General features: G+C 61.6%; 8 protein-coding genes. 6 read left to right on the forward strand and 2 right to left on the reverse strand.

Going from position 1 to position 10,902, the window contains the following annotated elements; translation table 11 throughout:
• Window positions 1-648: 648 nt before the first annotated feature.
• Window positions 649-927: a DUF1652 domain-containing protein gene (locus tag M1D99_RS15915; protein ID WP_003201764.1), complete on the reverse strand. Its 279-nt coding sequence runs from the start codon at window positions 925-927 to the stop codon at window positions 649-651.
• A 193-nt stretch (window positions 928-1,120) separates the two neighbouring features.
• Complete coding sequence (locus M1D99_RS15920) at window positions 1,121-2,584, reverse strand: MFS transporter (protein WP_434570144.1); 1,464 nt, start codon at window positions 2,582-2,584, stop codon at window positions 1,121-1,123.
• 131 nt (window positions 2,585-2,715) lie between these two features.
• Here M1D99_RS15920 and M1D99_RS15925 point away from each other — a divergent pair, with 131 nt between their 5' ends.
• The 6 genes from M1D99_RS15925 to M1D99_RS15950 all read left to right on the forward strand — a co-directional run bounded on the left by M1D99_RS15925 (window position 2,716) and on the right by M1D99_RS15950 (window position 10,563).
• Window positions 2,716-3,612, forward strand: coding sequence for a LysR family transcriptional regulator (locus tag M1D99_RS15925; RefSeq protein ID WP_458130415.1), 897 nt, complete (start codon window positions 2,716-2,718; stop codon window positions 3,610-3,612).
• 343 nt (window positions 3,613-3,955) lie between these two features.
• On the forward strand, window positions 3,956-5,410 hold the full coding sequence (locus M1D99_RS15930) for a serralysin family metalloprotease (RefSeq protein WP_186706761.1): 1,455 nt from the start codon (window positions 3,956-3,958) through the stop codon (window positions 5,408-5,410).
• Between the two features lie 126 nt (window positions 5,411-5,536).
• Window positions 5,537-5,974, forward strand: coding sequence for an AprI/Inh family metalloprotease inhibitor (locus tag M1D99_RS15935; protein WP_458130416.1), 438 nt, complete (start codon window positions 5,537-5,539; stop codon window positions 5,972-5,974).
• A 106-nt stretch (window positions 5,975-6,080) separates the two neighbouring features.
• Complete coding sequence (locus M1D99_RS15940) at window positions 6,081-7,868, forward strand: type I secretion system permease/ATPase (RefSeq protein WP_458130417.1); 1,788 nt, start codon at window positions 6,081-6,083, stop codon at window positions 7,866-7,868.
• The gene (locus M1D99_RS15945; RefSeq protein ID WP_458130418.1) at window positions 7,865-9,199 is read left to right on the forward strand and encodes an HlyD family type I secretion periplasmic adaptor subunit; all 1,335 of its coding nucleotides are present in this window, start codon (window positions 7,865-7,867) and stop codon (window positions 9,197-9,199) included. The genes M1D99_RS15940 and M1D99_RS15945 overlap by 4 nt, the downstream gene beginning before the upstream one ends.
• A gap of 14 nt (window positions 9,200-9,213) precedes the next feature.
• Window positions 9,214-10,563, forward strand: a complete 1,350-nt coding sequence (locus M1D99_RS15950) for a TolC family outer membrane protein (protein ID WP_434570152.1) — start codon at window positions 9,214-9,216, stop codon at window positions 10,561-10,563.
• The last annotated feature ends 339 nt before the right edge of the window (window positions 10,564-10,902 follow it).

Consider the following 10,902-nt stretch of genomic DNA (forward strand, 5'->3'; position numbering starts at 1 on the left):
CCGTGCTGGGATATGAGAGTGGTGTGTATATCCGTTATTTAGGTAACGGCGGCTTATGGTTCCGCTTTTACAGCGGGTCACTTTTGGAAGAGCCGGGAGCCGGACCAGCCAAAAGTAACCAAAAACGCTTTGCCCCACCACTCGGTGCCTCGCCTAGGCTCGGCATGCCCTCACTCCGGCATTGCTCCGTGGGCCCACTGCGCAATGCCTGCGTTCGGCCAGCGTGGTTTAACGGGGCGCCCAGATCAAGATCAAGATCCAAAGCAAAAGCGGTCGGGGCTGGCATTTATGTGTGCTGCACCACTGTAATCGCGAGCAGGCTCGCTCCCACAATGGGCCGGGCGGTGAACACAAAACTCATGAATACCCAGATCACCTGTGGGAGCGAGCCTGCTCGCGAAGGGGCCGGCCCATCCAATACCCTCATCGACTGTGAAACCGCCATCGCGAGCAAGCTTTGTCCTACAGATCTGATAAGTGTGCGACCTGAAGAGCCAGGTCGGCTCTCAGGCCGCCTTGCAATAGTGACCCGCTGTAAAGCGGAACCATAAGCCGCCGTTAGCGCAGCAACGGTTATGTACCTCAAAAAACGGCGCCTTCCCAAAAAGGGAGGCGCCGCTTATCTAGCATTAAAAAGAACCAACCCGATCAGGAAGCAAACCGCCGCAACCCAACCGGTGGCACAAAGGCTTCCAGCTCGGCCTCAACCGCCTCGATTATTCGTTCCACATCCGGTGCATTCATCACCGTCGCACAGGGGATCCCTGCAATGGCGATCATCGTCTCGCCGCTGGCACGATCAAACAACCGGGCAACCATGCTGCCCGGCGCATCCATGCTCGCTTCGAATCCCATGGGATGGAAGTGCCAGCGCATCAACTGGCAAGCGTTGGGGAACGTAACCTTGCTGAAAGATCCTTTATTCATGTGTTGCCCGCCTTCTTCAATCGAGCGCTTCCTTTTGCTCATGTCAGGAAGGAAGAGCCATCTTGGCTCTACCAGTGAGAACTAAAAATAGCACCTGAAAATGAAGCTCATGTGGATTTTTTCAGTCCGTTTTGCGATTGGTTCACTTTTTTTGATCTGGATCACGACTTAAACGGCAATGCTCAGAATGCCATCACGCTTGACCGGGGGTCTTCTCAGGTTCGCCCAACCGCTCTGGCACGCGGTATTTCAGGGCGATGATCAGGGCCAGGATCGCCATGCCCAAGGCAACGGCGAAGGTCGTGTGCAGACCGTTCGTCACCGCCTCGCGGCTGGCACGGGTGATGTCATTCGTCGCCGCTGCGGCCGCAAACACCGCACCGAGTACCGAGGCTCCGGTGAAGAAACCCAGGTTGCGCGACAGGTTGAGCAGCCCCGCGACGACGCCCCGCCTTTGGGCCGCCACATCGGCCATGACCGCCGTGTTGTTGGCCGTCTGGAAAAACGCGTAGCCCAGGGTCGTGACCACGATGGCCGGGAGGTAGCCGCCGATGCCAAGGGCGGGGGGTACCAATGACAGCATCAGGCAACCGAGGACCATGGTCGCCAGGCCGGTGAGCCGCATGGTTTGCACGCCGAACCGATCAGCCAGGCGTCCCGCAGGCACTCCGGCCAGCGCCGCGACGCATGGCCCAGCCGCCAGCACGAGCCCGACGAGGGCCGCCGGCAGCCCGAGGGCGATGGACAGGTAAAAAGGCCCGACCAGCAGCGTTGCCATCATGATGGTCGCGACCAGGGCGCTCGTCGCCAGGCCCGAGACCAATGACCTGTCGCGAAATAAAGTCAACGGAATCAGCGGCGACACGGCCCGGGATTGGGCTCGAATGAACAATCCGCCGCCCACGAGCGCGACCAGCAGCAGCGCGATATTCGACTCGCCAAAGGTCCCGCGCCCCGAGGTCATGGCCAAGGCATAGGCGGCGAGCGTCAACGCCAACAACACGGTGCCGATAATGTCGAAGCGGGCCGTTCCGGCCTTTGGCGGCACTTGCCGCACCGGCAGCGCGTACCAGGCCAGCCCTAAGGTCAACAGGCCAAGGGGGAGGTTGACCAGAAACAAGGCCTGCCAGCCGAACCCGCTGATCAGCAGGCCGCCGACGGAGGGACCCAGGGCCGTGCCCACCGCCGACAGCGTGGCCAGCAGGCCCATGGCACTGCCGGTTTTTTCCTGGGCGACCGTTTCGCCAACCAGGGCCAAGGTCAGGGTCATCATAATGGCGGCCCCCAGGCCTTGCAGCGCCCGACCTGCAATCAGCAACCAAAGCGAAGGCGCCAGGCCGCAAAGCAGCGAGGCCAAGGTGAACAAGGCGATGCCGGCCAAGAGCAGCTTGCGCCGGCCCATCAGGTCGCCCAGGCGGCCGACGCTGACGATCAGCGTGGTCATGGCGAGCAGATAGGCGAGCACCACCCATTGGACCTGCTGGAAAGAGGCATCAAGGGCCTGGGCCAGTGTCGGTAGCGCCACCGCGGCCACGCTGGCGCCGAGGGAGGCCAGCAGCGTCGAGAGCGCAAGGCTCGCCAAGGCCCAGCGAGGTGAAAAGGACTGGCTCGCGGGTGCGGTTGCCGGCTGGTTTGGTTGGGTAATGATGGGTTTCATCGTGTCACCTGTCTCCGCGCGCTCAATACGGCGCTGTTACAACGTTACCGCTGGGCATAACATGGCGGAAGACGCAGCGTTTGCAGGTTATAGCTGCACAAAGCGCCTTATATCCAATTCGAGATTGCGCCATGTCTTCGCCTGACCTAAACCTGCTTGTCACCCTCGATGTACTGCTCTGCGAAGGCAGCGTGGCCCAGGCCGCCCGGCGGCTGCGGCTCAGCCCGTCGGCCATGAGCCGGGCACTGGCGCGGCTGCGTGAAACCACTGGAGATCCGCTGTTGGTACGGGCCGGGCGAGGGCTGGTGCCGACACCCCGAGCGCTGGAGTTGCGCGAACAGGTCAGTCTCTTGGTGCAACAGGCCCAGGCGGTGTTGCGCCCAGTGACGATCCCGGACCTTGGGCGCTTGAATCGGACTTTCACGCTGCGCACCCGTGAGGGCTTCGTGGAAAACTTCGCCATCGACCTGATCGCCCGCATTCACGAACAAGCGCCCGGCGTGCGGCTGCGTTTCGTGGAAAAGACCGACCGGGACAGCACAGCGCTTCGCGAAGGGACCGTGGACCTGGAAACGGCCGTAGTGGACAAGGACACCAGCCCGGAACTGCGAACCCAGGCGTTGTTCAGCGACCGCCTGATCGGGGTGACGCGTGCCGGACACCCGTTGAGCCAGGCGGCGATGAGCGCTACCGGTTATGCAGCGGGCGGGCATATCGGGGTCTCGATGCGCGGCTTGGATCACGGCCTCATCGACCAGGCCCTGGCAGCGTTGGGCCTGTCCCGGGAAATCGTCACCAGCGTGCCAGGTTTTTCCTCGGCGTTGGGGCTGGCTCGGTCCAGCGACTTGATCGCCAGCGTGCCTGAGCGCTACACCACCAGCCTGCGGATCGGCCTCTACAGTTTTACGCTGCCGTTTCCGGTGCCGGAATTCACGATCGCCATGCTCTGGCATCCGCGAATGGACGCCGACCCGGTGCATCGCTGGCTTCGGGGCTGTCTGCGGGAAGTGTGTGCACGTAAACCTTGAGGTGACTTGGTAGGTATTAATTAATAGCACTTCGCTGGCACTTAGTTGTGAAAAGTGCGATGTCGTTCGCAAACAGCTAGTTATCGCTATTTAATATTTAAATATGGTTTTGTCCGACAATCCGCAGTTTCGGCAGTTGCACACGGAGACTAGCGAGGCCGAAGTCTACTGTTTAGGGGTGTTAAGGGGCAGGGCATGGAATTGAACGAAAAAAATGGCTGGACGTTTGATTTCCAATTGTGTCAGGTTTCTTACGTCCTCATTGGGCGAGTGATAGGACGATCTCGCCAGAGATCGTCTGTCTGACTAAAACTGTTCCATTTGCAAACAAGGAAGTGTGTTTATGTCGAAAGTCAAAAACAGCGCTATCGATTCTGCCGAGCAACTGCTCTGGGCGCCGCAACTGGCCGCTCCCAGTAATGCGTTCAACCAGATCAATAGTTTCAGTCATCAATACGACCGCGGCGGCAACCTGACCGTCAACGGCAAACCGTCGTACTCCGTCGACGAGGCGGCCACCCAGTTGCTGCGCGACGGCGCGGCTTACCAGGACCGGGACGGCAGCGGCAAGATCGAGCTGACCTACACCTTCCTGACGTCAGCCTCATCCAGCACCATGAACAAGCATGGGATCAGTGGCTTCAGCCAGTTCAGCGCCCAGCAGAAGGGCCAGGCCGCCCTGGCCATGCAATCCTGGGCGGACGTGGCCAATGTCACCTTCACCGAAAAGGCCAGCGGTGGCGACGGTCACATGACCTTCGGTAACTACAGCGGCGGCCAGGATGGCGCCGCGGCGTTCGCTTATCTGCCGGGGACTGGCGCCGGTTATGACGGCACGTCCTGGTACCTGATCAACAGCAGCTATACCCAGAACAAGAACCCGGACCTGAACAACTACGGCCGTCAGACCCTGACCCACGAAATCGGTCATACCCTCGGCCTGGCCCACCCAGGTGACTACAACGCCGGCGAAGGCAGCCCGACCTACGATGACGCCACCTATGGCCAGGACACCCGTGGCTACAGCCTCATGAGCTACTGGAGCGAAAGCAATACCGACCAGAACTTCAGCAAGGGCGGCGTCGAAGCCTACGCCTCGGGTCCGTTGATGGATGACATCGCGGCCATCCAGAAACTCTACGGTGCCAACACCACGACCCGTACCGGCGATTCGACCTACGGTTTCAACTCCAACACCGGTCGCGATTTCCTCAGTGCGTCTTCGTCGTCGGACAAAGTCGTGTTTTCGGTATGGGATGCGGGCGGCCGTGACACCCTGGATTTCTCTGGCTTTACCCAAAACCAGAAAATTAATCTCAATGACGCCTCGTTCTCCGATGTTGGCGGCATGGTCGGCAACGTGTCCATCGCCCAAGGCGCAACCATCGAAAACGCCATCGGCGGTTCGGGCAGCGATCTACTGATCGGCAACGCGGTGGCCAACGAGCTCAAGGGCAGCGCCGGCAACGATATCCTTTGGGGCGCCGGTGGTGCGGACAAGCTCTGGGGCGGCTCGGGTTCGGACACCTTCGTGTTCGCTGCCAGTTCCGATTCGCGGCCGGGAGCAACCGACCAGATCCTCGATTTCGTCAGTGGCCTGGACAAGATCGACCTGACCGGTATCACCAAGGGCGCGGGCCTGCATTTCGTCAGCGCCTTCACCGGTGCGGCGGGGGATGCGGTGCTGTCGACATCGGGTGGCAACAGCCTGCTGTCGGTGGACTTCTCCGGGCACGGCGTGGCTGACTTCCTGGTCAGCACTGTTGGCCAGGCGGCGGCCTCGGATATCGTGGCGTAATGCCGGTCCTCCTGTAGGAGCTGCCGAAGGCTGCGATCTTTTCGCTTGAGACTCAAGGAGTAAGGGAAAGATCGCAGCCTCGCTTCGCTCGACAGCTCCTACAGAACCCCGGCCAGGATCGAAGAAATGCGTAGAAAGTTCATGCCCTGTAGTGTTCAGGCGACCGCCGGGTTGCTCGCTACGCTGATGATGTTTTGTGGAGAAGTCGCCATGGCGCGCAGCCTGTTGTTAGCAGAACCCTCGCAGTTGGCCGGTCAGTGGCAGGCCGTTTTGTCGAGCCCGCAGGACACCACGCAAAGCCAGTCAATGCAGGACAAACCGTCCAACACCTGCCTGGTCGAACTCAAGGCGGACCAGACCCTCGGTGGCCAAACCGAGTGCCTTGGGCACTGGCTGGGAGATGAACCGGTTCGTTGGTTCACCGAACCCGATGGTCTATCCCTGATTGGCAGGCAAGACTCCAGGACTCACTTGGGGCTGCGCCGGAAACATCATTACCAGATGACCTTGAAGTCCGGTTTGATACTTAGGCTTGAACGAAATAAGTCTCAGAAAGCGGATTAACGAATTTGTACGGGTGTGGATGTCGGTGTGCACTGAACGAACATTTAAAGATTGGTAAGTTGAACTAACGGCCGGTTCACCGGCAAAGCCAACAGCAAGGAAGATCATGAATAGGGCAAGGAGCGCTGCCGCAGTGCCGCTGTTTAAAGCGCTGGGCGACTATAAAAACATTCTGATCAGTGTCGGTTGTTTTACCGCGCTGATTAACGTCCTGATGCTCGCGCCTTCGATTTATATGCTGCAAGTGTATGACCGCGGGCTGTCATCCCAGAACGAAACCACCCTGGTGATGCTGTCGCTGATGGTGGTGGGTTTCTTCGTGTTCATCGGGCTGCTGGAAATGGTCCGTAGCTTCGTGGTCATCCGCATCGGCAGCCAATTGGAACGGCGCTTCAATCTCCAGGTGTACCGGGCCGCGTTCGAGCGCAATCTGCGCCAGGGTGAAGGTAACGCCGGGCAATCCTTGGGCGACCTTACGCATATTCGTCAATTTCTTACCGGGCCGGCGTTGTTTGCCTTCTTCGACGCGCCGTGGTTTCCCATTTACTTGCTGGTCATCTATCTGTTCAACGTGTGGCTCGGCGTGTTCGCTTCCGTCGGTACGCTGCTGTTGATCGGCTTGGCGTGCCTGAACGAGGCCATGACCAAAAAAGCCTTGGGGCAGGCCAGCGTCTACTCGCAACAGTCCAGCCAATTGGCCACCAGCCACTTGCATAACGCCGAGACGATCCAGGCCATGGGCATGCTCGGAGCGCTGCGCAGCCGCTGGTTCGCCGTGCATTCGCGCTTTCTCGGCCTGCAAAACCAGGCCAGCGACACCGGCGCGGTGATCAGTTCGCTGAGCAAGACCCTGCGCCTGTGCCTGCAATCCTTGGTGCTGGGCCTGGGCGCGCTGCTGGTGATCAAGGGTGACATGACCGCCGGGATGATGATTGCCGGCTCGATCCTGATGGGACGGGTGCTGGGCCCCATCGACCAGTTGATTGCCGTGTGGAAGCAGTGGAGCGGCGCCAAGCTGGCTTATCGCCGTCTCGATGCGCTGTTGCAGGCGTTTGCGCCCCAGGATGACGGCATGACGCTGCCAGCGCCCAAGGGCCAGGTGAGCTTCGAGCAAGTGAGCGCAGGACCGCCGGGGCAACGCAACGCGACGTTGCAGCAGGTCAGTTTCAGCCTGGCCGCCGGGGAGGTGCTCGGCGTGCTGGGGGCGTCCGGTTCCGGCAAGTCGACCCTGGCCCGGGTCTTGGTCGGCGTGTGGCCAACCCTCGCCGGGACGGTGCGCCTCGACGGGGCTGACATCCATCGCTGGAATCGCGAGCAACTCGGCCCGCACATCGGCTATCTGCCCCAGGACATCGAGCTGTTCAGCGGCAGCATCGCCGAGAACATCGCCCGGTTTCGCCAAGCCGATCCGCAGAAAGTCGTCGCTGCCGCGCAACAGGCCGGGGTTCATGAACTGATCCTGCGCCTGCCCCAGGGCTACGACACGGTGCTGGGGGAGAATGGCGGGGGGTTGTCCGGCGGGCAGAAGCAACGGGTCGCCCTGGCGCGGGCGATGTACGACCGGCCGAGCCTGGTGGTGCTCGACGAACCCAACTCCAACCTCGACACAGTGGGTGAAGCGGCGCTCGCCAATGCCATTGCGCAGATGAAGGCCCAAGGCACCAGCGTCGTGCTGGTCACCCATCGCTCCTCGGCACTGGCCCAGGCCGACAAGCTACTGGTGCTCGATGACGGCCGGCTACAAGCCTTCGGTCCGAGCCAGCAAGTGCTGCGGGCGTTGTCCGGCCAGGCGGATTCACCGCGCCAATCACCGCCCAACAGCACCCAGAGTGCCCCGAATGGACTGAGCATGAGTCGCCAGTACCCATCCACCAGCAAGCCGGGTGGCGTATGAGCCAGGACCGCGATATGAACCTCGAGCATTCTCAGAACCTTGGGTGCCCGGAGCGCGACGCCCGTTTCTTCACCCGCATGGGCTGGGCACTGGCGCTCGTGGGCGCGGGCAGTTTTTTCACCTGGGCCAGCCTGGCGCCGTTGGACCAAGGGATTCCCGTACAAGGCACCGTGGTGGTTTCAGGCAAGCGCAAGGCCGTGCAATCGATGAGCAGCGGAGTGGTCAGCCGGATCCTGGTGCGCGAAGGCGAAGCGGTGAAGCAGGGCCAGCCGCTGTTCCGCCTGGACCAGACCCAGGCCGCAGCCGACGTGCAATCGCTGCAGGCGCAGTACCGGATGACCTGGGCCAGCCTGGCGCGCTGGCAAAGCGAGCGGGACAACCTGTTGCAGGTGAGTTTCCCGACCGAACTGAGCCACGATCCCGATCCACGCCTGGCCCTGGTGCTCGAAGGCCAGCGGCAACTGTTCAGCAGTCGCCGTGAAGCGTTCGCCCGGGAACAGGCGGCGCTGCGCGCCAGCATCGAGGGCGCCACGGCGCAACTGGCGGGCATGCGCCGGGCCCGCAGTGACTTGACTGCCCAGGCCGAATCCCTGCGCCTGCAACTGGGCAACCTGCAACCCTTGGCCGACAACGGCTACATCCCGCGCAACCGCCTGCTGGACTATCAGCGCCAGTTGTCGCAAGTGCAGCAGGAACTGGCGCAGAACAGCGGCGAAAGCGGGCGGGTGGAGCAGGGGATCGTCGAGTCGCGGCTGAAGCTCCAGCAGCACAACGAGGAATACCAGAAAGAGGTGCGCAGCCAGTTGGCCGACGCCCAACTCAAGAGCGAAACCCTGCAACAGCAACTGAAGTCCGCCGGGTTCGAGTTGCAACACAGCGAAATCCTCGCCACCGCCGACGGCATCGCCGTGAACCTGGGGGTTCACACCGAAGGCGCGGTGGTGCGCCAGGGCGACACCTTGTTGGAAATCGTGCCCCAGGGCACGCGGCTGGAGGTGGAAGGGCACCTGCCGGTGCACCTGATCGACAAGGTCGGCCCGCATTTACCGGTGGACATCCTGTTTACCGCCTTCAACCAGAACCGCACGCCACGAGTGCCGGGGGAAGTCAGCCTGATTTCCGCAGACCAGATGCTCGATGAAAAAACCGGCGCGCCGTATTACGTGCTGCGCAGCAGCGTCAGCGACGTGGCCATGGACAAGCTCAACGGCCTGGTGATCAAGCCCGGCATGCCGGCTGAGATGTTCGTGCGCACCGGCGAGCGCTCGTTGCTCAACTACCTGTTCAAACCGCTGCTCGACCGAGCCGGCTCTGCGTTGACCGAAGAATAAGGATGTCTGGCGGTATGAAGCGTTTTTATTGGATGGCCTTGCTGGCCTTTTCCGTGGGCAACAACGCCTGGGCCATGGGGCCGTTCGAGTTCTACGAGCAGGCCTTGCGCAATGACCCCGTCTACCTGGGCGCGATCAAGGAGCGCGATGCGGGCCTGGAGAATCGCGCTATTGGCCGTGCCGGGCTGTTGCCGCATTTGGGTTACAGCTACAACAAGGGGCGCAACCAATCCAAGGTCACGTACCTCAATGACCGTGGTGCCAGCCAGCACGACGATCGCAACTACAGCAGCTACGGCTCCAGCCTGACGCTGCAGCAACCCTTGCTGGACTATGAGGCGTACGCGGCTTACCGAAAGGGCGTGGCCCAGGCGCTGTTCGCCGACGAAAGCTTTCGGGAAAAGAGCCAGGCGCTGTTGGTGCGGGTACTGAGCCAGTACACCCAGGCCTTGTTCGCCCAGGACCAGATCGACATCGCCCAGGCCAAGAAAAAGGCGTTCGAGCAACAGTTCCAGCAGAACGAACATCTGTTTCGCCAGGGCGAAGGCACCCGCACCGACATCCTTGAGGCGCAGGCGCGCTATGAACTGGCAATCGCCGAGGAAATCGAGGCCCGGGACGAGCAGGATGCCGCCTTGCGTGAGCTCGGCTCGTTGATTGGCGTCCCGGCCCTGGACATCGGCGACCTGGCGCCCTTGCACGACACCTTCCAGGTCTTTGCCTTGCAACCGGCCAGTTTCGACACCTGGCATGAGCTGGCGGTGAGCAATAACCCCAGCCTGGCGTCCCAGCGCCAGGCGGTGGACGTGGCGCGCTTCGAGGTGGAGCGCAACCGTGCCGGGCACCTGCCCAAGGTCAATGCCTACGCTACGATGCGCCAGAACGAATCGGAAAGCGGCAACACCTACAACCAGCGCTACGACACTAACACCATCGGCCTGGAAGTCAGCGTGCCGCTGTATGCCGGCGGCGGGGTCTCGGCGTCGACCCGCCAGGCCAGCCGCAACATGGAACAAGCCGAATATGAGCTGGAGGCCAAGACCCGCGAGACGCTGATCGAGCTGCGCCGGCAGTTCAGCGCCTGCGTGTCGGGGGTGAACAAACTGCGGGCCTACCAGAAAGCCCTGAGCTCCGCCGAAGCGCTGGTGGTCTCGACCCGGCAAAGCATTCTTGGCGGCGAGCGGGTCAACCTCGACGCGCTCAACGCCGAGCAGCAGCTCTACACCACCCGCCGCGACCTGGCCCAGGCCCGCTACGACTACCTCATGGCCTGGACCAAGCTGCATTACTACGCCGGCACCCTCGGTGCGCAGGATTTGGCGAAGGTGGACGAGGCGTTTGTGTCCCGCGTGGACGCTCGATGACAGCGAGGGACGCCGTTGTGGCGAGGGAGCTTGCTCCCGCTCGAGTGCGAAGCGCTCGCAGGCATTTTGGGGCTGCTGCGCAGCCCAGCGGGAGCAAGCTCCCTCGCCACAAAAGCTGGGCAAGCCACAGAAGCTGGTTAAGCCACACAGGCTGGGTAAGCCACAGAAGCTGGTTAAGCCACACAGGCTGGGTAAGCCACAGAAGCCATGGCAAGCCACAAAGCCAGGAACACCACAGGATTTTTGCAACAACTAAGGATGGTTCGTGATGAAAATCGAAAACAAAAAACAACCCAGAGCGACAGGTCGCGTGTTTCTGCTCAAGACCCTCAATCGCGC

The sequence above is a fragment of the Pseudomonas sp. R3-41 genome (assembly GCF_054161485.1).

Excerpts from the sequence above, each read along its gene's own strand:
- M1D99_RS15915 (WP_003201764.1), bottom strand. The coding sequence starts at position 927 with ATGAATAAAGGATCTTTCAGCAAGGTTACGTTCCCCAACGCTTGCCAG.
- M1D99_RS15930 (WP_186706761.1), top strand. The coding sequence starts at position 3,956 with ATGTCGAAAGTCAAAAACAGCGCTATCGATTCTGCCGAGCAACTGCTC.
- M1D99_RS15935 (WP_458130416.1), top strand. The coding sequence starts at position 5,537 with ATGCGTAGAAAGTTCATGCCCTGTAGTGTTCAGGCGACCGCCGGGTTG.
- M1D99_RS15940 (WP_458130417.1), top strand. The coding sequence starts at position 6,081 with ATGAATAGGGCAAGGAGCGCTGCCGCAGTGCCGCTGTTTAAAGCGCTG.
- M1D99_RS15920 (WP_434570144.1), bottom strand. The coding sequence starts at position 2,584 with ATGAAACCCATCATTACCCAACCAAACCAGCCGGCAACCGCACCCGCG.
- M1D99_RS15945 (WP_458130418.1), top strand. The coding sequence starts at position 7,865 with ATGAGCCAGGACCGCGATATGAACCTCGAGCATTCTCAGAACCTTGGG.
- M1D99_RS15950 (WP_434570152.1), top strand. The coding sequence starts at position 9,214 with ATGAAGCGTTTTTATTGGATGGCCTTGCTGGCCTTTTCCGTGGGCAAC.
- M1D99_RS15925 (WP_458130415.1), top strand. The coding sequence starts at position 2,716 with ATGTCTTCGCCTGACCTAAACCTGCTTGTCACCCTCGATGTACTGCTC.